Annotated in this window: 8 protein-coding genes; 6 read left to right on the top strand and 2 right to left on the bottom strand. The window is 66.9% G+C overall.

Features of this window, described 5'->3' with window-relative positions; genetic code table 11:
* Window positions 1–18: 18 nt before the first annotated feature.
* Entirely contained in the window at window positions 19–3,297 is a 3,279-nt protein-coding gene (locus tag IIB36_14410) for a carboxypeptidase regulatory-like domain-containing protein (protein ID MCH7532932.1), read from the bottom strand.
* Window positions 3,298–3,411: 114 nt separating this feature from the next.
* Between IIB36_14410 and IIB36_14415 the strand changes: the two genes are divergently transcribed.
* From IIB36_14415 to IIB36_14440, 6 genes are read left to right on the top strand one after another with little or no spacing between them, the layout of a single operon-like run.
* Window positions 3,412–7,110: a CRTAC1 family protein gene (locus IIB36_14415; GenBank protein MCH7532933.1), complete on the top strand. Its 3,699-nt coding sequence runs from the start codon at window positions 3,412–3,414 to the stop codon at window positions 7,108–7,110.
* A 20-nt stretch (window positions 7,111–7,130) separates the two neighbouring features.
* Window positions 7,131–9,425 (top strand): CRTAC1 family protein, encoded by a 2,295-nt coding sequence (locus tag IIB36_14420; protein ID MCH7532934.1) that lies wholly within the window; start codon window positions 7,131–7,133, stop codon window positions 9,423–9,425.
* On the top strand, window positions 9,422–12,331 hold the full coding sequence (locus IIB36_14425) for a tetratricopeptide repeat protein (GenBank protein ID MCH7532935.1): 2,910 nt from the start codon (window positions 9,422–9,424) through the stop codon (window positions 12,329–12,331). Before IIB36_14420 ends, IIB36_14425 begins: the two co-directional genes overlap by 4 nt.
* On the top strand, window positions 12,328–14,088 hold the full coding sequence (locus tag IIB36_14430; protein MCH7532936.1) for a CRTAC1 family protein: 1,761 nt from the start codon (window positions 12,328–12,330) through the stop codon (window positions 14,086–14,088). The genes IIB36_14425 and IIB36_14430 overlap by 4 nt, the downstream gene beginning before the upstream one ends.
* Window positions 14,085–17,582: a VCBS repeat-containing protein gene (locus IIB36_14435; GenBank protein ID MCH7532937.1), complete on the top strand. Its 3,498-nt coding sequence runs from the start codon at window positions 14,085–14,087 to the stop codon at window positions 17,580–17,582. The genes IIB36_14430 and IIB36_14435 overlap by 4 nt, the downstream gene beginning before the upstream one ends.
* Entirely contained in the window at window positions 17,579–19,753 is a 2,175-nt protein-coding gene (locus IIB36_14440) for a tetratricopeptide repeat protein (protein ID MCH7532938.1), read from the top strand. The genes IIB36_14435 and IIB36_14440 overlap by 4 nt, the downstream gene beginning before the upstream one ends.
* Here IIB36_14440 and IIB36_14445 read toward each other — a convergent pair.
* The gene (locus IIB36_14445; protein ID MCH7532939.1) at window positions 19,750–23,322 is read right to left on the bottom strand and encodes a VCBS repeat-containing protein; all 3,573 of its coding nucleotides are present in this window, start codon (window positions 23,320–23,322) and stop codon (window positions 19,750–19,752) included. The genes IIB36_14440 and IIB36_14445 overlap by 4 nt on opposite strands.
* Between the last annotated feature and the right edge of the window lie 68 nt (window positions 23,323–23,390).

The following is a 23,390-nucleotide window of genomic DNA, read 5'->3' on the forward strand; positions in this document are numbered from 1 at the left end:
GACCTCGTCCCGCGAATCCTACCGCCGGCTGCCTCCCAGGGTAACGCGGATGCCGAGCTGCGCCTGCCACTGTGAATCGGGAGTGAGCACCGACCAGGGATCCGGAGGTACTAGTCTCCCATCCTCGTCGCGCGCGGGCAAGGCCCCGCCCGCCCACCGTGACGACAGCTCTCCCACGCCGCCGAAGCTCTGCTCCCGGCCTTCGGGCTCGAGCAAAGGGACGTTGCTGCGAATGGACTGGATGCTGCCCCAGTCGGAGTTGATGAAGTTCAGCAGATTGATCATGTCGGCCTCGAAGCGGACCGTCGCGCTCCCCGCCTGGATCGAGTGCGTCACTCGCAGGTCGAGGCGGTGTTCCCACGGTGCCCGGCAGTCGTTTCGCCGAAGGATCTCTCCTTTGTGGGCGCTCAGGCACGGGTCACGCACCAACGCGGTGGAGAGTAGCGCGAGGGTAGCGAATCCGGAGGGCAGCTCGGAAGCGACGTTGGGCACGTAGATCAGGTCGTTGAAGCGGTCGAACGCGGGGCCGAGCGCCGGATACCCGTCGCCGTTGAGGTCCCCGCGATACACGTAGGAGAACGGTAGGCCAGATTGTCCCGTGTAGAGCAGGGAGAATTCGGTGTCCGTCAGGCTGGGGAACGGCCGCCCGTAGACCGATACTACGAACTTGTGTGGACGGTCGAAGTTCGACGCGGTCAGCAGCGGGGAGTTCGGGTTTCCCTCGGTCGCGTTGAACCCGAAGTTGGAGATCATGTCGACCGACGTCAGGCTCTGCTTGTCGAAAGAGCGCGCGTACGCGTATCCGCCCTGGAACGCCAGCTCTTCCGTGATGAAGCCGCGGGCCTCCGCGCTCAACGAGTACGTCCAGTCGTTGCCTTTGTTCGTGACCAGAAGGACCTGGTCGTACTCCGGATGTTTGCGGTTCGGTGTGAACCCGTCGGGAGAGGGATCGCCGAAGTGGGCGCGCTCGGTGCCCCCGTATCCCTCCAACGGCCCAAGAGGACCGCTGGGACCGTCGAGGTTCATCTCCTCGATAGACACCTGTTTTCGCGCCATGCTGAACAGGAACCCGAGGGATCCGCTCAGGCGATCGGTCAATTCGTGATCGACGATCGACGAGAACTTGATGTAGCGCGGATATTTGAAGTCGGGGTCGAAGACGGTAACCGGGCGAACCGTGATCGGGGGCCCGTTGACGCACCCGTCCGGGGTGTTGGCCGCGTCGAATCCCGGAGCGGTATTTCCGGTCAATGGGTCGTCCGTCCAGCGGCCCGTGCAGACCTCGGTGATGGAGCGGAGGCCGTTGTTGTGGAAGGCGTTGGAGAGCCACACGTACGGCAGTTGCCCGGTAAAGAATCCGGCGCCGCCGCGAACCTGAGTGGTGCGCCGGCCCTCGCTTTGCCAATTGAAGCCCCAGCGCGGCGAGATCAGGATCTGCCCCGACGGCGGCGTCGACGTGTCGAAGCCGAACAGCTCGTCGAACTCGCTGTTGTACGCGGGCTTGTCGAGCAAGTAGGGAATGTCGACGCGCATGCCGAAACGCATCGTCAGCCCTTTGCCGGCGTCGATCTCGTTCTGCACGTATCCGCCGACTTCCAGCACCGAGAAATTGATTGCCGGATCCTGACCCGGCTGCAGTACGGTCCGTTGGTACCGCTGCGGCGCGTTGTTCGCCACGTCGCGTATGCTCGCGAAGAAGTAGTCTCCGAGCGCGCCCGGCAGGTACTCGTGTCGGATGCTGTTCAGCGCGCCGGTGATGCCGAAGGTGTACGTACTCCCCCGTTCGGTCGGAAGCGTGAACGTGTCGGTGAGGCGGAAGCTGGTTTGCTCGAGATCGTTCGCCTGCGCGAAGAAGTGCGCGCCGGCCCGCACGGCACGGGTGAACGCGAGGCCGTCACCGACCGGACTGTTGAGATCCACTTCGACCTGGGGGAAGGAGCTCATCGGCGTTGTTTGATCAGTGGTCCGCTGGACCGACAGCTCGAGCTCGTTCCCCCCTCCATTTCCCATCTCTGAGAAGAGCTGGAACGAGGCGGTGTTCGTCGCCGATTCCCGGAGGATCGCGTTCGATGACAGTTCGTACGGCTCGAACGCCGTGCGGTTCGGCGTCTCGTCGTTCTGCGCCCAGGCGAATACGTTGCGCGCGGTCAACCGGTGGCCGCCGCCCAGAGAGGCGTCGACACGTGCGAAGATATTCGCGAGCTCCTGGTTGAGCGTGTACGGGCCGCCGAGTCCCGTGTCTACGCCGAACGAACCCTCGAACAAGTCTTGGAAAGCGCCCATCGATTCCGGCGAGATCTGGATGACCGCCGGATCGTCGCGCACGAGGTTGAAGCCCGTGGGGGGTTTGCCCCGCTCCTCGAACTCGGTCGAGATGTAGAAGTGTACCCGGTCCCGAACGATCGGTCCGCCCGCGCTGAACCCGAACAGTGACCGGTCCACGCCCGACGCCTCCACGAGGCCGGTCGGGAGGCTGAGGTCACCCATGAGCGCCTCGTTACGGCCGACCGCGAAGCCTCGGAAGTGCCAATCGTTGGTGCCTACCTTGGTGATGGCGTTCATCACCCCGCCGGCGAAGCCCGAGAGGCGGACGTCGAAGGGCGCGACCATGATCTGGAACTGGGCCACGGCATCGATGGGCAGCATCTTGGCGCCGGCTTGGCCACCAGGGACGCCACTCGCGGTAAGCCCGAACGGGTCCTTGTGGGTCACCCCGTCGATGAGCACCTGGTTGTAGCGGTCGTTCTGGCCCGCGATCGAGAAGCCACCGTTCGCCGTGGTCGTCACGAGCGGTGACAGGTTGGCTAGCTCCATGACGTCGCGCGAGAGGATCGGCACCGACTCGACGACGCGCTCGTTCAGCAGGGTGGCGGGCCCGACCTGGCCGGGGTTGAAGATCTCGGCTCGCTCGACGTTCACCGCGATGCCCGCGACCTCGATCGCCTGTTCGCTCAGGTACAACACCAGCGTCTGTGTCTCGCCGACCTGCAGCTGGATGCCCTCGAGCTTCAGGTCGGCGTATCCGAGGTGTGAGGCGGAGAGCTCGTACGGTCCGCCGGGCTGCAGGAGCAGGACCAAGAATCGACCGGCCGTGTTCGTGATCGCCAACTTCTCGACGCCCGTTCGAACATGCCGAACGGTTATGGTCACTTCGGTGAGTGGCGTGTCGTCCACCTGGAGGACGATGCCTCGAATCGCGGATGTCGTCTGGGACTGCGCGGCGAGCCCCTCGCCCACTGCCGACGCGAGGACGAGGCACACCGTCAGACCAGCCAAAGGGTAGGAGACGCGTTTCATGGGAACGCTTTCGGTTCGGGCGGGTGGATTAGGACGACACGAGCACGCGCCGTACGACCCGTCGCCCGCGAATACCCTCAAGTTCCTTTACGCCGAAAGACAATCGAGGATGACATGACGTTGAGGGCGCTGCGTGCGACCTTGCTGCTGATCCTCGCTGTCGGAGGTTGCGCACCCGAGGTCCCACGCGAATGGAGGGAGGCGGACGGGTATCGATGGCGGGAGCTCACGGTGCCGAGACGGGGAGGGCCCGGCTTCACCGCGATGCCAGGTCGACGGACCGGTGTGGCCTTCGAGAATCGGCTGTCGGCGGCCGCCGCGATGGAGCACGATCACCTGCTCGTGGGGTCGGGTGTCGCGATCGGCGACTACGACGGTGATGGACGGCCCGACCTCTATTTTGCACGCCTCGAGGGCGTCAACGCGCTGTACCGAAACCTGGGTGGTTGGCGCTTCGAGGACGTGACCGAGGCGGCCGGTGTGGGAGCGCCGGGCCGCTACTCGACGGGGGCCTCGTTCGCGGACGTCGACGGTGACGGTCATCTGGACCTGTTCGTCACTGCGCTCGGAGGTCCTAACGCTCTCTTCCGGAACCGTGGGGACGGCTCGTTCGAGGACGTCACCGATGCCGCTGGGCTCACTTCGGCCTTCGGCAGCACGACTGCGACCTTCGCGGACGTCGACGGGGACGGTGACCTCGACCTCTATGTGGCGAACTACAAGGTCGAGAGTGCCGCCGACGTCCTGCGGCCGTACGAGCGGGCGTCGGTCGATCTGGTCGTCGAGCAGGATGGTGAGCGCCGGATCACCGAGGAATTCCAGCAACACTTCCGACTCGAGACACGCGACGGTGTCGAGATCGCGGTGGAGCAGGCGGACCCGGATCGCCTCTACTTGAACGACGGTACTGGTCGCTTCGAGCCCGTGTCATGGACCGGGGGACGCTTCCTCGATGCCGATGGTGCTCGGCTGACGCGCGACGTCGACGACTTCGGCCTCGCGGCGCGCTTCTACGACGTGGATGGCGACGGCGACGTGGATCTGTACGTGTGCAACGACTTCGACGATCCGGACTACCTCTGGCTCAACGACGGTTCGGGCACGTTTCGGCTCGTCGATCCGTTCGCGTTGCGCACTCAGAGCCACGCGTCGATGTCCGTCGACTTCTCGGACGTGAACCGGGACGGGCACGTCGACTTCTTCGTTGCTGATATGCTGAGCTCAGACCCGGCGCGGAGATTGGCGCAGGTCCCTCTGCACGCCGCGCTCCAAAAGCCTCCAGGAAGAATCGCCGATCGCCCCCAAGCGGGCCGTAACACGCTCTTTCTCGGACGCGGCGACGGCACGTGGGCCCAGATTGCCGAGATGGCCGGCGTTGATGGCTCGGAGTGGACGTGGGGGAGCCTCTTTCTCGACGTGGACCTGGACGGATTCGAGGACCTGTTGGTGGCGAACGGGCACGGCCGGGACATGAGGGACGGAGACGCGCTCCAGCGCGTCACCCGACTACGTGGCTCGGTTACGTGGAACGAGGCGAAGTCGCTCTATCCGAACCTGCCGACGCGGAACCGAGCGTTCCGCAATCAGGGCGACCTGACGTTCGAGGAGGTCGGCGAAGCGTGGGGCTTCTCGCAGGGAAGCGATGTTTCGCACGGGATCGCGACCGGGGACCTCGACGGAGACGGAGACCTCGACGTCGTGCTCAATCGCCTCAACATGCCCCCGTTGCTCCTGAGGAACGACGCTGTGGGGGCCCGCGTGGCGGTGCGCCTCGTCGGGGACGCCCCCAATACGCAGGCGGTCGGCGCCCTGGTGCGGCTCCTCGGTGGGGGCGGCGCTGGTTCCCCGGTACCGTCCCAGGACAAGCAGATCACGGCGGGCGGACTCTACCTCTCGGGTTCGGAGACCCTCGTGACCCTCGCCGCGGGCGCTGCAGCGGCCGCGGGTGGCGCAGGCGAAAGTATGATGCTCGAGGTCATGTGGCCCGCGGGCGGCATGACCAGGATCTCGGTGAGCGCGAACCGGATGTACGAGATCCGCGAAGCCGGCGCAGGGCCCGCGCCGGAGGTAGCGGTGCAACGTCCTGAGAGCCGGATCTTCGAGGACGTTTCGGCCCTGATCGCGCACCGGCACGTAGAAGGGCCGTTCGTGGACTTCGAGCGGCAGCCGCTGCTGCCGTACGAATTGTCCCGGCTGGGGCCTGGCGTGACCTGGGCCGACGTGGACCGGGACGGAGACCCCGACTTGATCATCGCGGCCGGGCAGGGGAGCCGGATTACGGTCCTGCGCAACGACGATGGGAAATTCACGACGGTGTTGGGGGGGACGACCGCCCACGACCAGACGACGCTCCTACCCTCTTGGCAGGGCGGTACGGTGTCACTGCTGGTGGGCCGGACGAGCTTCGACGCCGCCTCGCCGGAAGAGGCGCGGAGCCTCAGCGGGGTAGCGCGGATCGGCTGGCGCGGCGGGTCGCCGCCGGAGGCGGTCGCCGAGCCGCACCTCAGCTCGGTGGGTCCACTCGCCCAGGCCGATGTGGACGGGGACGGGGACCTCGACCTCTTCGTCGGAGGGCGTACGGTCCCGGCGTTCTACCCGCTGCCTGCCACGTCCCGCCTGCTGATCAACGAAGGTGGTACGTATCGCGATGCCGCGCAGGCGGTCTTCAAGGATCTCGGACTCGTTTCCGGCGCCGTGTTCACGGACATCGACGACGACGGTGACCCCGACCTCGCGCTTGCGGTCGAATGGGGCCCCATTCGTCTCTTCGAGAATCAGGGCGGCACCTTCACGGAGGTTACGGAGCGATGGGGCTTGGCCTCGCTGACCGGCCTCTGGCGGGGTATCACCGCCGGAGACCTCGACGGCGACGGCCGCATGGATCTGGTGGCGACCAACGAGGGACTCAACTCGCGACTCGTGACGTCACCGGGACGGCCCCTCACCGTGGTGCACGGAGACGTCGACCGGAGCGGTACGTGGGAGGTCTTCTTGGCGCGCGCCCGCGATGACGGAGGCCCGCTGTTTCCACTGGCGAGGTATGAACAGACGCGCGCCGCGGTCCCGTCGCTGCGCTCGCGGGTCAGCAGCTTCGGGAGCTACGCAGAGTCGACGCTGTCCGAGGTGATCGGGGCCGATCCCGGGAGCTTCTTCGTACTGCGAGCGGAGACGCTCGAGCACACCGTTCTCCTGAATCGGGGCGGGAGCTTCGAGATATCCCCACTGCCGGTCGAAGCGCAGCTGGCGCCCGCCCACCACGTTGGGATTGCCGATGTCGATGGCGATGGCAACGAGGATGTCGTCATCACGCAGAACTTCTTCCCGACGGAGGGTTTCACGCCCCGGTACGACGCGGGTCGCGCTTTGCTGCTTCTCGGTGACGGTACCGGCAGCCTGCGCGCGCTCGGAGCGGACCGCTCGGGCCTGATCGTTTACGGCGACCAACGCGGTGCGGCGTTCGCCGACTTCGACGGAGACGCGCGGATCGATCTGGCCGTGGCGCAGAACGGCACGGAGACCAAGCTCTTCCACAACGTCGGAGCACGACCTGGCCTGCGCGTAGTGCTCGAAGGGCCGTTCGAGAACCCGACCGCGATCGGTGCGCGTCTCCGGATCGTGTACGACGGTTCTTATGGTCCGGCGCGGGAGATCCGCTCCGGTTCCGGCTACTGGTCGAGTGACGACGCCGTGCAAGTTCTCGGTATTTCGGGAGCGGCGACCGCGGTGCAGGTCCGATGGCCCGACGGAAGGGTGACGGAGACGGCGTTGGCGGTCGGTTCTACGGAGCTCGTGATCCGCGAACCGCCGTCTTGATCGCGTAGAACCGCCCGGACATGTTGATCACCCTTTTAAGGCGCGTCGCGGGACCCCCCGGTGGCGTGCCGAGCACCACGATTCAGGAGCAGCGCGGGGTGACGATCGCTTTTCCCCGCCGAGTGGCGCTCCTCAGCTGTGTTCTCGGGCTGCCACTCGGGACCGCGTGCACGCCGGGTGAGAACGAGCCGCCATTCGACATGGCCACGTATCTGGAGGACGCGGCCGCCAACGTCGATCCGGCGGAGAATCGCTTCGCGAACTCCGCTCTTCTCCGGGCGATGGAGGTGCTACCGCCTCGCACGAACGACCGCGAGCGGCTGCTCCTGCGGCTCGCGATCGCTGAGCAGACGCTGTACGCCGGGCACCTCGAGGCCGCGATCGGCCTCTTGGAATCCCTGCGCGCCGACGTGGCCGATCACCAGGCGAGCGCGCCCGAATCCGAGCGGGCGCCCCCGAGCTTCCTGGAGTCCCTTCTCGATTTCCTGGCCACCGCCTACCTGCGTCTCGGAGAGCGGGAGAACTGCATCGATGGCGTGGGGGCGGTCGCGTGCCTCGTGCCGGTACCCGCGGAGGGCGTGCACACGGCTCCGAGGGGCGCCCGCGCATCGATCCCGATTTTCGAGGAGCTGCTCGAGCGGAATCCGGACAACCTCGGCGCACGGTGGATGCTGAACGTCGCCCACATGATGTTGGGCACGTACCCGACGGATGTCCCGTCCGAGCTCTTGATCCCCGAGCTCGCATTCCGGTCCGAGCACGACATCGGGCGCTTCCGCGACGTCGCTCCGGCCTTGGGCGTGGACGATGTCGGACACGTCGGGGGTGGGATCATGGACGACTTCAACGGAGATGGGTTGCTCGACCTCATGGCGTCGTCGTGGCAGCTCCGGGACCCACTCAGGTATCATCTGAATCGAGGCGACGGCACCTTCGAGCGGCTCACGGGAGCAGCGGGCCTCGAGGGTCTCTGGGGTGGCGGCAACATCGTGCAGGCCGACTACGACAACGACGGCGATCTCGATGTCTTCGTCCTGCGGGGCGGTTGGCTGGTCGAGGGACAGGTGAACTCCCTGTTACGGAACCGAGGTGACGGCACTTTTGAGGACGTGACGGAGCAGGCAGGTCTTCTCCGGCCAGCGCATCCGAGCCAGACGGCGAGTTGGGCGGACTTCGACGGCGACGGGCTGCTCGATCTCTTCGTCGGCAACGAGACATTTGGCGGCCGGTCCCATCCCTGCCAGCTCTTCCGCAACCTCGGGGACGGCACCTTCGTGGATGTCGCCCCTGAGGCGGGTGTGGCGATTACGGGCATCGTGAAAGGCGTGACGTGGGGCGACTATGACAATGACGGCCGCCCCGATCTGTACGTGTCGCGCACCAACGCGCCCAATCTCCTGCTGCGCAACGAGGGCCGCGGTGCGGACGGCGCGTGGAGCTTCAGCGATCGTACGGCCGAGGCCGGCGTGGCCGAGCCGTGGGACGCGTTTCCCACCTGGTTTTGGGACTACGACAACGACGGCTGGCTCGACATCTTCGTGGCGGGGTATCGTACGAACTTCGGGGATATCGCTGCGGAATACCTCAACCTGCCTCACGACTCGGAGTTGCCGCGTCTCTATCGGAACCGGGGCGACGGCACGTTCGACGAGGTCTCCGAGGCGGTCGGGCTCGACCGCATCCAGTTCTCGATGGGCTCGAATTACGGGGATCTGGACAACGACGGTTGGCTCGACTTCTACGTGGGAACCGGAGACGCATATTTCCAGGCGCTCATGCCGAACCGGATGTTTCGAAGCGACAGAGGCGAGCACTTTCAAGACGTGACTACCTCAGGGGGGTTCGGGCTGATCGAGAAGGGCCATGGCATCGCTTTCGGGGACATCGATCACGACGGCGATCAGGACGTGTTCGTCGCGATGGGTGGCGCCTACGAGGGTGATCTCGCTCGCAACGTGCTCTTCGAGAACCCGGGGCACGGCAATCGCTGGCTTTCCCTCTGGCTCGAGGGCGTCGAGAGCAATCGGTCCGCGATCGGCGCGCGCGTGCGCGTCACGATCGAAGTGAATGGCCGGGAGCGGAACATCCACCGGGTGGTGTCGAGCGGCAGCACGTTCGGCGGAAATCCCCTTCGCCTCGACATCGGACTGGGACGCGCGGAGCGCGTTCGTTCGGTCACGGTGCACTGGCCGACGACGGGTCGAACGCAGGAGCTCGGCCCGCTGGAAATGGACTCCGCGTACCGCGTACGCGAAGGGGTCGACGGACCGGAGTTGCTCGAGCGCAACGCGTTCGTCCTGGGGGAGGGCGGATGACTCGACCGGAGGCGAGCCAGCCCCGTCCCCGACTTCCTTCCCTACTGCCGGTCTGGCTCTTGCGACTCCTCGTCGGCGCCATCGGGATTGCAGGATTCTTGTTGGCCGATACGGTCTATTTGCTGCTGGTGCGGCTCGCGGACGGAGTCGGGCTTGCGCCCTTCGCGCTCGGGGCCGACACACTACCGCGCTTCTATCAGTTCCTGGTGCTCGCTCACACCGGCTTGGGGATTCTGCTCGTCGCGGTCATGGTCGTGTTCCTCGTCGCGCACCTGCCGAGGGTGTGGAGTCGGTACCATCCTGCGTCCGCCTGGTCCGGTATCGCGTACGCGGTGCTCGGCGTCACCCTACTCGTAACCGGGCTCTTCATCCTCTCGGCGGCGGCGACCCGCGAGAACCAGTGGGCCTGGTGGACGCACGTGGTCGCCGCGTCCGTGGTCGTCGGCGCGTACATCGTGCATCGGATGGTGAGCTTTGCCCGCCCGAACGCGCTCCAATTCGCCCGCTACCTCTTCGCGGTCTCGGCAGCCGCGCTCGCCCTCTTCCTGACGCACGGCGCGCTCGTGGTCGGCGGTGGCGGTGGCGCGCTCGCCGAACGGTCTATGGGTCCGGGCGGCGCGGATCGCGACGTGCAGGAGCTGCTGGCGGGCACGTTCGGCCCCGCGGGCTGGGTCCCGGTCGGCGCGGTGCCGTCCGCGAGCCCGTTCTTCCCGTCGGCGGCGACGACGACGACCGGCGCGTATCTGGCCGCGAGGATCTTGACCACTCCGGGCTTCGGGACGCCCCGGGAGCTAGTGCGGGCAGAAGTGGCTGAACGGGGCTTCGTCCAGGAGGCCCGCATCGGTGCGGAGAGCTGCGAGTCTTGCCATCCGGATGTGGTCGATCAGTGGGCGGCGTCGGCGCACCGCTTCGCTTCGTTCAACAACCCGTTCTACGAAGCGACGATCATGGCGATGCGAACCGGCGCACTGGAGACCAATCCGTGGATCGACGAGCACCTCGCTTCGTTCCCCGACGACGTGGACGGTGTCGGGCGTGCCAAAAGCAAGTGGTGCAGCGGCTGTCACGACCCGGCGCTCATGCTCGCCGGTACCATGGGGAGGGAGATCGACCGCGCCAGCCTGGAGGCCCAGGCGGGGCTTACGTGTCTGGCGTGCCACGCGATCGACCGCATCCACGACCAGACCGGAAACGGGAACTACAACATCGCGGACGAACAGGAGGACCCGTATGTGTTCGCCTCGTCTGCGCCGGGTTCCGTGGGGCGGTACCTGCACGACCTGGCGCTCAAGGCGCGGCCCGCCGTTCACCAGATGCAGCTCCTCAAGCCGTTCTACAAGGAGAGCGCGTATTGTGCGACGTGCCACAAGGTCAGCCTCACGGAGCCGGTCAACAACTACCGGTGGCTTCGGGGGCAGAACGAATTCGACAACTGGGACGACAGCGGGATTTCTCTGAACGCGTCGCGCACGTTCTACTTGCCGCCGAGCAAACGCGTCTGCCAGGACTGCCACATGCCTTTCGAGCCGGCGCCTCGCGGGGACGTGGCGGCCGACGACGGCATGGTACGCTCTCACCGCTTCCTCGCGGTCAACACGGCGCTGCCCTATGTGCGTGGAGATACCGCGACGGTCCGGCGCATCGAGCAGTTCCTGAGAGATCAGAAGCTCACCGTGGACGTCTTGGCTGTGAAGGCGGCGGGCCGAGCGGCGACGATGCCTCTCGAATGGGATGCCTCCGAGGTGGAGGCCGGCGTTCCGTTGACGTTCGACGTCGTGGTCCGGAACGTGGGCGTCGGGCACACGTTCCCGGGAGGTACGAACGACTCGAACGAGGGGTGGCTCGAGTTCACGATCGACGACGGGGCGGGGAACGTGCTCTTCGCGAGCGGCGAGATCGGCAAAGACGGGCACCTGGACCCGATGGCCCACACGTTCAAGGCGGTCATGGTCGACAAGGACGGAAACGCCATCCATCAGCGAAACGCGCAGGACATCCACGTCGCCGTCTACCAGAACGTGATCGGTCCGGGCACGGCCGACATCGCGCACTATGAGCTCGTGCTTCCCGAGACATGGGTGGGATCGCGGCTCACCGTTCGCGCTCGACTGCTGTGGAGGAAGTTCGACCGCGCGTACACAGAGTTCGCGTTCGCGGAGAACCCGGCCGGCTTCGCCCGCTTCGACGATGTGCCCGATCTGCCCGTCACGGAGATCGCGTCGGACTCGGCGCGGGTCCTCGTGGTTCGCGGGATCGCCTCCGAAGGAGCTCCGTCGCTTCCGCGTCTCGCCGAAGAGTGGGTCCGTTACAACGACTACGGCATCGGACTGCTGCTCGAAGGGGATACCCGGGGCGCTGCCACCGCATTCTCGATCGTGGCGGCGCTGCGCCCGGACATCTCGGACGGCCCGCTGAACTTGGCAAAGACGGCTTTGGCCGAAGGCAATCTCGAAGCCGCGTACGACGCTCTGGCGCGCGCCGAAGATGTCGTCACGGGCGACGCTCGTGCGGCGTGGGTTTGGGGACGGGTGTTGCAGGAGGACGGCCGCTACGAGGAAGCGGTGCTCGCGTACGAGCGCGTGCTCGAGGTCTTTGGGGAGGACAGGGCGACGTGGCGAGCCATGGGGCGGACGCTCTTCCTCGATCAGCAGTTCGAGCGCGCGCTCGAGGCACTGACCCGCGTGCTCCAGATCGATCCGGAAGACCGCGTCGCGCACTACCACCGCATGCTCTCGCTGAGAGCGCTCGGACGCGACGACGAGGCGGATCGAGCCGAAGCGGCGTACCTCTACTACGCGGTCGACGAGTCCGCCCAGGAGGTCACTCGGGCGTACCGTGCACGTGATGCCGGAGCGAACATCATGGCCCAGCCGATCCCGACCCATCGCTTGGAGATCCGGCGATGAAGCGGTGCCGTTCAAGCTGGCACCTGGCGAGCTGGCGGTTGCTGTGCGCGCTCGCGATGGCGGCTTGCCGGGGAGAAGAAGCCGTAGAGGAAGCCGTGCCGGGGTACTCGGAAGGCGCGTACCCTACGGTACCGGGCGCGGGCGCGAGCACCGAGCTGCGCTTCACCGAGGTCGCCGCGGAGTCGGGCATCGACTTCGTCCACCAGAACGGTGCCTTCGGCGAGAAGTGGATGCCAGAGACGGTGGGCAGCGGGGCGGCGTTCTTCGACTACGATGGCGACGGTTTTCCCGACCTCTTGCTCGTTAACGGGACCTGGTGGCCGGGACACGAAGGAACGGGCCGCCGCCCGACGCAACGGCTCTACCGCAACCTGGGGGACGGCCACTTCGTGGATGTGACGACGAGTGTCGGTCTCGACCTGTCGATCTACGGCATGGGTGTGACCGTTGCGGACTATGACGCCGACGGGGACGCGGACATCTACCTGACCGCTGTCGGCACCAACGTGCTGCTGCGGAACGACGGCGGGCGCTTCACCGATGTCACTGTGTCTGCCGGGGTCACGGGAAACGCGCCGGGTGCGCCGGCGGCGTGGTCTTCGGCATCGGCGTGGCTCGACTACGATCGGGACGGCTGGCTCGACCTGTTCGTTTGCAACTACGTGCGCTGGACAGCTGAGACGGATCTCTTTGCGACGATCGACGGCACGACCAAGTCGTACGCGACCCCCCAGCAGTACCAGGGCGAGTCGTGCAGGCTGTACCGGAACGGCGGTGAGGGCACTTTCACGGACGTCACCGAGGCTGCCGGCGTATGGAACCCCGAAGGCAAGTCTCTCGGGGTGGCGGTAGTGGACTTCGATTCGGACGGGTGGCCCGACCTGGTCGTGGCGAACGACACGCAGCGCAACTTTCTCTACCACAACGAGGGAGACGGCTCCTTCACCGACATCGCCGTGCGTGCGGGCGTCGCGTTCGACGAGGCTGGTCGTGCACGCGCGGGCATGGGCGTCGCCGTGGCGGATCTCACCGGCGAAGGCCGGTGGTCGATCGCGATCGGCAACTTCGCGCACGAGCCGCTCGCGCTCTTCACACAGATCGCAGACAACCTCTTTCAGGACCGGGCTGGAGCCGCGGGTCTCACGCGCTCGACGCTCGGGCCGCTCACCTTCGGCGTCCTCTTCGCGGATTTCGACCTTGACGGTCATCCGGACCTGATGAGCGCGAACGGCCACATCGAACCGGGCGTGAACGCGGTGCAGGCGGACCAGACGTTCGAACAGGCGCCGCAGCTCTTCCTGGGGGACGGCACGGGCCGCTTCTCCGACGTGAGTGAGCTCGTCGGCGACGCGTTCACGACGCCCGTCGTCGGTCGGGGCCTCGCGACCGCGGACGTCGACGGAGACGGCGACCTCGACGTGCTGATCACGGTCAACGGAGGGGCGCCACGGCTATACCGAAACGACCTGAACCCCGAGTCGGCGACGTGGATCGGACTTCGGCTCGAAGGTGCTCATCCGAACCGAGACGCCTTGGGCGCGATGGTTCTCGTCTACACCGAGACCGGAGTCCAGCGGGAGTATGTGGGCGCGGGCTCGTCGTACCTCTCCCAGTCGCTGCTGAACCCGCTTCGCTTCGGCTTGGGAGAGGCGGCTGCGGTAGACAGCATCGTCGTGTGGTGGCCACGGGGTGGGCGTACCGTCGAGGTCGGTCCCGTTCAGTCCGGTCAGACGATCACGATGCGAGAGCACCGATGACCTCTCGACGTACTCCGCGGCGTAGCCCTCTCACGACGACGCTCTTGTCACTGCTTTTCTCGGCGTGCGCCGATGCACCGCCTCCCGCCGATCCCGCCGAACTGCTCACGGTGCGAACCGTTGGCTTGGCGTACCTGGAGGAACACCGCCTGGAAGAGGCCGAGGCGGAGTTCCTGCGACTCGTGGAGATGGCGCCGGAGGAGCCGCTCGGGTACGCCAACCTCGGACTAACGTATTTGAGACAGGGGCGCCTCACGGAAGCGGAGGCCGAGGTCCGGCGGGCGATCGAACTGCTGCCATCGGATTCCGACGTGCGATTGATCCTTGTCGAGATTCTCCGGGCGCAAGAGCGCGACGTGGAAGCGCGGTCCGAGCTCGAGGCGTCTCTGGTCACGGACTCCAGCCACGTGAAGACACTCTACGTCCTGGCGACGCTCGACGCGGACTCGACGGGCCCCGGCCCCGCCGGCCGCCGCGCCGCTCAGCTCGAACGCGTGGTAGCACTGCAACCCGGTAACGTGGCCGCGCGCGTGGAGCTGGTCGATGCACACCTCGTATCGGGCGGGGCAGAGAGTGCGGCCATCCACTTGGAGCAGCTCCGTCAGCTCGTGCCCGAGATCCCGGTCGAGGGGCGGGACCTCTTCGACGAAGCGACGCTCGCGGCGCAGCGCGGCGACGCGGCGGGCGCGCGGAATGCGGCGCTCGCCTTCCACAACGTGATGCGTACGACGCCGATCTATCAGCAGGGTTTGCTCGCGCTACGCGGGCCGGGCGGCGTCCTGCTCGGGTTCCCCGTGGTCACGTTCAGTGAGACGCTCGGTGCTGGGGTACGGGACCCGGAGACCGTGCTTGCCGCGCTCCGCTTCACCGACGTGACGGAGACGGTGGGCTTGCCCAGAGGAGGGACGGGCGGCGGCGCGTTGGCGGTGGCGGACTACGACGGTGACAACGACCGGGACATCTTCTCCGGCGGCGTCTTGTGGCGGAACGATCCCACGGGCTTCGTCGACGTCTCCGCGGAGGCGGGCGTGACCGGGCCCGCGCCGGACCATGCGCTCTTCGGCGACTACGACAACGACGGCGCGCTCGACCTGTTTCTGTCGCGAGGCGAGGTGGGCGTCCTGTATCGGAACATCGGCGACGGCACGTTCGAAGATGTCTCGGCGGAGCTCGAGGTGTCGCTAGCGGGCGGGGCGCCGCTCTTCATCGACTTCGATCAGGACGGGGATCTCGACTTGCTCGTTGCCGGCAGCGAAGGGACCGGCATGTACCGCAACAACCTCGACGGCACCTTCACCGACGTAAGCGCCCGGGCCGGGACCGCGGCCGCGGTCGGGGGCGCCGAAGCTGCGGCTGCGTTCGGGGACTTCGACGACGACGACGACCTGGACCTGATCATCTCGGGTGCGTCCTCGACCCGCTTCTACGACAACCAGAGGTCGGGGGTCTTCGTGGACGTGACTGAGGAGCGCGGTATCACGCCGGGTGGTGCCGGCGTGGTGAGCGTCGGCGACTACAACAACGACGGTTTCCTCGATCTGCTCACGGCGGTGCGCGGTGGTCGGGGGCTCACGCTGCAGCTCAACGACGGACACGGTGCGTTCCAGGTAGACGAGCGCCCGGCCGCGCTGCTCGAAGGTGCGGCTACGCTCATCGTCCACGACGCGGCGTTCGTGGACTTCGACAACGACGGTTGGCTCGACGTCGTGCTGGTGGGTGAGTCCGGGGACGGAGGAGCAGGGATAGTACGGCTCTTCCGCAGCTCTGGGCCCGGTCGGTTCGACGACGTCTCCGACATCGTGCAGGCCGAGCTGCCTCCGCTCCGCCGGCTCGCGTTCGCCGACTTCGGAGACGACGGGGATCTCGACCTGTTCGTATCGGCTGTCGATGGATCCGCCCACCTCATTCGCAACGACGGCGGCGATGGGAACCGGTATCTGAAGATGCGGCTCGTCGGCCTGTCGACCGGGAGCGGCAAGAACAACTACTTCGGGATCGGCGCGAAGGTGGAGGTGCGCGCGGGCGGGCTGTACCAGACGCTGGTCGTGACCGGGCCCGAGATCCACATCGGTCTGGGCCAGCACGCCCGAGCCGACGTGGTGCGTGTCCGCTGGACCAACGGGGTCCCGCAGAACCTCTTCTATCCGAACGCGAACCAGTCGGTCGTGGAGGAGCAGATCCTCAAGGGCTCGTGTCCCTTCCTGTACACCTGGAACGGTGAGCGCTTCGAGTTCGTGACCGACCTCATGTGGAAGAGCGCGCTCGGCATGCCCATGGGTCTCATGGCGCAGGGCGAAACGGCCTACGCGCCGCCGATGGCGTCTCAGGGCTTCGTAAGGATTCCCGGGCACGCTCTGCGGCCGCAGGACGGCGTGTACGAGCTCCGGATAACAGGTGAGCTGTGGGAGGTCTTCTACATTGACGAGGTCGAGCTCGTGGTCGTGGACCACCCGGATTCGGTAGACGTCTTTGTGGACGAGCGCTTCGTCTTTCCAGAGCCGAATCTGCCGCTAGTGCTGCACCAGGTAGCGGAGCAACGAGCGCCCCTTTCGGCGGTCGACGGGCGTGGGATCGACGTGTTGCCCCGGCTGCTGCATGCGGACGACTGGTACGTGGACGAACTGATGCCGGATCGGTACCAGGGCCTGAGCGCGCTGCACGATCTCGTGCTCGACCTCGGAGCCTTCCCTCAGAACGCGTCGGTCGAACTGTACATGCGCGGTTGGATCTTCCCGACGGATGCGAGCATCAACGTCGCGCTGACGCAGTCCGAGACGCTTGAAACGATCATGCCGTACCTCGAGGTCGTCGGCGCTTCCGGTGCATGGGTGACCGCGGTCGAGGCGTTGAGCTTTCCGGCCGGCAAGAACAAGCTCGTCATCCAAGATTTGACTGGCGCCTTCCCGACGGAAGACCATCGCGTGCGCATCCGAACGAACATGAACATCTACTGGGACCACGCGTTCTTCACCGTCGGTGAGACTGTGGCTCCCGTCAAGCGCACGACCCTGCAGCCCTTCGCCGCGGACTTCCACTTCCGCGGCTTTTCCAAGCTGTACCGGAAGGGTGGGCGCTTCGGCCCGCACTGGTTCGACTACGAGAGCCTTTCCACCGAGTCGCCGTGGCGGCCGATCATGGGCAGGTACACCCGGTACGGCGACGTGCTCGAGCTCGTCCGTGAGTCGGACGATATCTATCCGATCATGGGTCCGGGCGACGAGATCACGTTCCGGTTCGACGCCGCGGAAGCTCCTCCGCTCCCGGAGGGATGGACTCGGGATTTCATGATCTACACGGACGGATGGGTGAAGGACGCCGATCTGAATACTGCGGAGGGATGGAGGGTCGAGCCGCTCCCGTTCCACGCGATGTCCGAGTATCCGTACGGTCCGAACGAGGCATACCCGCGTCCCGACATCGTGCAGCGGTATCATACGCGAGCGCCGACTCCCGCGGCGGTCTTGGGTGGTGGGGCGGCGCCGGACGTGAGATGACCGCCGCTTCGGCGGAGTCGCGCCCGCTCTTCCTTCTGGTGGCCTCACTCGGCGGTCTCGCCGGGTGCGGCTCGGACGAGGGCCCCACGTGGTCGGGCGGCGTAGGCGCGATCTTCCATGAGGAGTGTTCCTCGTGCCACCGGCCCGAAGGTCCAGCTCCGTTCTCACTTCTGGAGTATCAGGGCGCAGCCGAGCGTGTAGACCGTATCACGACGGCCGTTTCCGAGGGAAGGATGCCCCCGTGGCTACCGTCTCCGGACGGTCCGGGCATGGCCGGGGAACGTCTGCTCGATCCCGCGCAGATCGAGATGATTCTGGCGTGGGCGTATGCCGGAGCGCCGGAGGGCGACGCGTCCAGTGCTCCGACGCCCCCGGAATGGTCCGACGGGTGGTCGTTGGGTGAGCCGGACCTGGTGGTGCAGACGGAGGACGGCTTCCCGGTCCCGGCGGAGGGCGACGAGATGTTCCGGAACATGGTGCTCTCTCCGCCGCTCGATCGTCCTCGGTGGGTGCGCGCCGTCGAGCTGCGTCCTGGGCATCAGAAGGTTGTGCACCACGCGACGGTGCGCGTCGACCCGACGTCGTCATCGCGCTTGGCGGATGCCGGGGATTCGCTGCCGGGCTTCGACGACATGTTCTCGCGGAGCGAGGCGAGCACGCCGGGTGGATTCTTCCTAGGGTGGACTCCGGGGCGCATCGCCGCCCCGTACCCGCAGGGTATGGCTTGGCGGCTCGCGCCCGGTGTCGACTTTGTGGTCCAGCTCCATCTGCGTCCGACCGGCGAGCCTGTGGAGGCGACAGTCGCGCTCGGGCTCTACTTCACGGACGAGCCGCCGGCACAGATTCCGCTCATCATACGACTCGGTGGCCAGACCATGGAGATCCCGCCGGGGGTCTCCGACTACGAAGTCGTCGACGAATTCCGACTCCCGGTCGCGGTGACCGCGCTCGGCGTCTACCCGCACGCTCACTACCTGGGCAAGAGCATGAACGCCTGGGCGGAGACGCCCGCGGGCGACTCGATTCCTCTGCTCGACATCCCCCGCTGGGACTTCAACTGGCAGGACGCGTACGAGTACGCTGATGGGATTCCCATTCCGGCCGGCAGCACGCTTCGTATCAGCTTCGTGTACGACAACTCGGCGGAGAACCCGCTGAACCCATTCGATCCGCCGCGCTGGACCAGCTATGGGCCCGCGTCCGCGGACGAAATGGCCGAGCTCTGGTTGCAGGTCCTGCCCGAGTCCACGAGGGATGGCGCCGCGCTCACGGAGGCGGTGGCAGTGAAAACCCTCGCGGATCGGCTCATGGGATGGCGGCACTTGCTCGTGATGGACCCGGACGACCCGGAGGTCAACTTTTCGCTCGGTAGCCACGCGCAGGCCAGGGGGCGACACGACGAGGCACTGGAGGCGTACCGACGGGCGCTTGCGGCGAGACCAGACTATGCTCAGGTGCATCACAATCTGGGTCTCATCCAGGAGGAACGAGGCGACACCGCAGCCGCCGGACGCTCCTACGAGCGTGCGGTCGAGGCACTGCCGGCGTACCCGGCAGCGTGGAACAGCCTCGGTCGGCTCCGCGCGCTGCGTGGGGACCTCGAGGAAGCACTCATCGCATTCGATCGAGCGGTGCGCATAGACTCGAGCTTCGTGGAAGCGCAGAACAATCTCGGCAGCGTGTTGCGCGATCTCGGGCGCCACGAGGAGGCGGAGGGGCGGTACCGTACGGCGGTCGCGCTCGATGCGGACTTCGCGCCGGCCCGCTTCAATCACGCGTTGGCCTTGGTGACATTGGGGCAAGGTGAGGAGGCGCTGCTCGAGCTGAACCGGGGTCTCGCGCTCGATCCGAGCAACGTACAAGGGTCCCTGGCGGTCGCGTGGGCGTTGGCGACCGAACCGGACGACTCGGCCCGAAGGCCCGATCTCGCAGCGGACCTCGCCGCGCAGATCCGTGACATCGTCGGACCGCACCCGTCGGTGCTCGACGTGCAGGCGGCGGTCTTCGCGCACGGTGGGCGCTTTCTCGACGCCGTTCGATTGATCGAACTGGCGGTCTCGGAGGCGGAGCGCCGAGGGGAGACGTCGCTGATCCCCGATCTGTCCGCGCGGCTTGAGCTGTACCGGTCGGGCCGGCCCTACGTTCGCGGCCGCGAGGACGGCAAGCCCTAGCGGCTCCCACGGGTGACCGTGACGTCAAGTTGGTCGGGGCCGAGGTCGACCCGCTGCACCACCCCGTCAGGCCACCTCACTTCGATACCTTGTGGCTCCGCTCGCAGCCCGAGCACCGCCACCGGATCGTCGACGGACCAATAGCCCGAGCCGAGCCTCAACTCCCGGGCGGGGCCCATTCCGTCCTCGTACACCACGCGCACGGTCGCCCCGATGCCGTGCGGATTGGCCGCCGTACCCAGCAGCCTGACCCGGACTCCGCGTTTGGCTAGCCGGTTATGAAGCAGCACGGTCGGCCCGTTGTTTTGCCCGATCACGAGATCGATGCGCCCGTCGCGGTCGTAGTCCGCGACCGCGGCTCCCCTTTGATCCCCCCGGATGCTCAGACCCGACCGCGAGGCGGCCTGGGGCGCGAGATCGCCCGACCCGTCACCGAGCAGCAGAAGACCCCGCCCGGCGTCGAAGCGTTCGGCCCCGAGCGGGTTGGGAAAGAAGTTCTGCGTGAGCAGGAGATCCTCGTGCCCATCCCCGTCGAAGTCGGCGACTGAGGCGTGGAACGCGGGCGCGCGTTGGGCGGCGGCGGGCAGGACGCGCGGCTCGAAGTGGTCACCACGGTTCAGGAAGACCATGTGGTCGAGCGTGGTGATCTGCGACACTTGTGCGCCAGCCACCGTGGGCCCGAGCACCTCGGCGATGGAGGCGTCGGCGTACGCGCCGTAGGTGGTGGTCGTCTGGAGACGGACGTACGGCAGTCCACGTGACAGGCGCCGGAGGCCGGTGAGCGGCGCCACGTTCCCGATCCGGTCGTCACGCGCGGCCAGAAGGAAGTCGAGCGTGCCGTTCCGGTCGAAGTCACCCCAGTAGCCGAGCAACGGGCGGTCCGCACTGGCGTAGAGACCGATGTTGCGGCCCCACGATGTTAGCACCAGGTCCATGCGGCCGTCGCCGTCGAGGTCTCCGGCGGTGACGCCGTTCCACCAGCTCAGATACGGGGAGAGGCCCCACGACCGCGTACTCTCCAGGAAGCGGCCACCTTCGTTGATGAAGAGGCGAGGAGGACCCCAGTCCGTGGCGATCACCAGATCCGGGTCCGCGTCACCGTCCACGTCCGTGAACGTCGCCCCGGAAACGAGGCCGATGCTCTCGAAGGGAGCCGACGCCACGGAGTCGTAGACCAGGCTGCCATCCTGGGCGCGCAGGAAGAGCCGAGACGTCGGTGGCAGCGGGTACGCAGCGGCATACACGCGGCCGCCCATAAAGACGTCGAGGTCGCCGTCTCCGTCCACGTCTGCCGATGCGAGCGCGCCGGTAGACGAGCCGTCCGAAGAGAGCGCGGGCACGGGAGTGCCCGCGCCGCTGGGCCCGAGCCAGATCGAAACCGCCGCCGGGACTTCGACCGCGGCGTTCGGTGACGGGGCCTCGTAGTTGGCAATACCGGCCAACAGGGAACGGCCATCCGGCTCGGGAAGCAGGGTCGTGACGTCGTAATCGTACGCGGCTCCCGTACCCGCGCGTACAAGAGTCCCGTCCCGGTTCTCGAAGTAGGCGACCGCGCCGCCCGCACCCGCGCCGACCACCAGATCCGCGTCGCCGTCGCCGTCGCTGTCCATCCAGGTGATCCCAGGGCCGAGCCGGCTCAGGTCACGGGGGAGCAGGGGCTGAGCGGCGGACGCGTCGAAGGGCCGATCGACGTGCGTGTGCGCGAGGACCTCACGAAGGTCTTCGAAGAGCGGGCCCTCGCCGGTGCCGATCGACCGCGTGACCGCGGCACCTGAAGCGTCGTTCGGTACCTCGGTGATCTCGTACAGCCGGTTCGGTTCGGCCGCCACCACGGTCCGACGACCCGACGGCCAGGTGACCTCGATCGTGAGCGAAGAGGCAGAGCCCGTGGCGAAGCTCTGCAGTCCGTCCGAGTGCGATAGGTACAGCCCGCCGGCGCCTACCTCCCGTAGTTGATCAACGGGGCCGCCGGAAACCATGATCTTCGCGCCGACCGCCCCCGTGTTGGGTGCCGCGCCCACGAGCCTCACGGCGAGTCTGGCTGCCTCGGAGTCATTGCGCAGCACGAGCGCAGGATCACCCAGACGGTTGATCACGACGTCGAGGTCCCCGTCCCCGTCGAGGTCCGCTGTCGCGAGGCCGTGCGAGATGTCTGCGCCTACGTCCAAGCCCCAAGCGCCTTCCACGGGCTCGAACGTTCCGTCCCCGAGGTTTCGGAACGCCCGGTTGGGTAGTCTGAGCGGAGGGAAGAGGTTGATCACCTCGGGCCACTCGGCGCCGGCGACCGCCTGGCCCCGCCGCAGACGGTCTCCCGTGTCGCCGTCGAGTGCATCCCATAGATGGCCCGTCGTGATCAGCAAGTCCTGATGACCATCGAGGTCCACATCCACGAACTCGGTGCCCCAGGACCACCCGGAGGCGTGCAGACCGGCCTGCTGCGCCGTCTCCACCCAGACGCCGTCGTCGCTCCCGAGCAGGAGCGTGTTCCGGTTCACTTGCATGGTGGAATCGACCGTGCCTGGCGGGGGCCGGCGTTCCGTCAGCGTAGAGACCTGGGTCTTTCGGAGCCGGGTGGAGTACGGGAGCATGTCCGCTACGAAGATGTCGGTGATGCCGTCGGCGTCGACGTCCGCGAACGCCACCGACATCGAGGCGTGGCTCGTCTTACGCAGCTCCCTCGCACCGGTCAGCCGGAAGGTTCCGTCCCCCTCATTGATCCACAGCTGGTCCGGGCTCTCGAAGTCGTTCGCGACGTAGAGGTCGGGTGCACCGTCGCCATTGAGGTCGTGGAAGCGTGCGGCGAGGCCCCACTCCTGAGGCTCGATCTCGAGAGGCTTGCCGCGATGGTCGAGGAAGCGGGGCCCGGAGACCGACTCTCGCGTGAAGACCCCGATGCCGTTGTTCAGGTAGAGGTCGTCGGCCTGGCCGAACTCCCAAGTCATCACGGCCTCGCGCCCCTCGACGACACGGTAGTACTCCCTGTACATCTCGTTCACGACCCACTCACCTTCGCGTTGCTCGAGTACAGGGGTCTCCCGCCGGTCTGCGGGTGAGAAGACGTCCGCCGCCCGATCGAGGCGGTAGTTGGCGGCGTACAGGTCGAGATCTCCGTCCCCGTCGATGTCTGCCAAGGTCATCGTGCTGCCGGCGCGCGGAGTCACGAAGCCCGACTCCAGCGAGCGATCGGTGAAGACCCCTTGGCCATCGTTCTCGAGCAGCGTGATGGGAGCACCCATCGAGGAGAAGAGCAGGTCCAGGTCGCCGTCCCCGTCCGTGTCGACCAGGGCGGCGCCCGTTGGTCGGCGGTCCCCGAAGCTCACCCCCGCCGCATCGCTCACGTCCTCGAAGCGCATGCCGCCCCGATTCAAGAAGAGGCCGTTCTCGCCACGCGTGTTGACGAGGAAAATGTCGACTCGGCCGTCGCCGTCGACATCGCCCAGCGCGACCCCTCCGCCGTTCGCGAGATGCTGGTTGAGCGTGGTCATCTCGGTGCTCGGATCGTTGGTGAAATCGACTCCGGTACGTTGCGCATCGAGTGCCGTGAATCCGGCAGCGCCCCCTCCACGCACGTTCAGCTCATGCCAGCGAACGGGCGACTCCCCGATCCACTCTGGCGCGGAGTCGCGACAGCTCGTTA

The sequence above is a fragment of the Gemmatimonadota bacterium genome (genome assembly GCA_022560615.1).
Classification (GTDB): domain Bacteria; phylum Gemmatimonadota; class Gemmatimonadetes; order Longimicrobiales; family Gaopeijiaceae; genus UBA1138.

What these genes read in the sequence shown, in the direction of transcription:
- IIB36_14410 (MCH7532932.1), bottom strand. Translation starts at nt 3,297, where the DNA reads ATGAAACGCGTCTCCTACCCTTTGGCTGGTCTGACGGTGTGCCTCGTC.
- IIB36_14415 (MCH7532933.1), top strand. Translation starts at nt 3,412, where the DNA reads ATGACGTTGAGGGCGCTGCGTGCGACCTTGCTGCTGATCCTCGCTGTC.
- IIB36_14420 (MCH7532934.1), top strand. Translation starts at nt 7,131, where the DNA reads ATGTTGATCACCCTTTTAAGGCGCGTCGCGGGACCCCCCGGTGGCGTG.
- IIB36_14425 (MCH7532935.1), top strand. Translation starts at nt 9,422, where the DNA reads ATGACTCGACCGGAGGCGAGCCAGCCCCGTCCCCGACTTCCTTCCCTA.
- IIB36_14430 (MCH7532936.1), top strand. Translation starts at nt 12,328, where the DNA reads ATGAAGCGGTGCCGTTCAAGCTGGCACCTGGCGAGCTGGCGGTTGCTG.
- IIB36_14435 (MCH7532937.1), top strand. Translation starts at nt 14,085, where the DNA reads ATGACCTCTCGACGTACTCCGCGGCGTAGCCCTCTCACGACGACGCTC.
- IIB36_14440 (MCH7532938.1), top strand. Translation starts at nt 17,579, where the DNA reads ATGACCGCCGCTTCGGCGGAGTCGCGCCCGCTCTTCCTTCTGGTGGCC.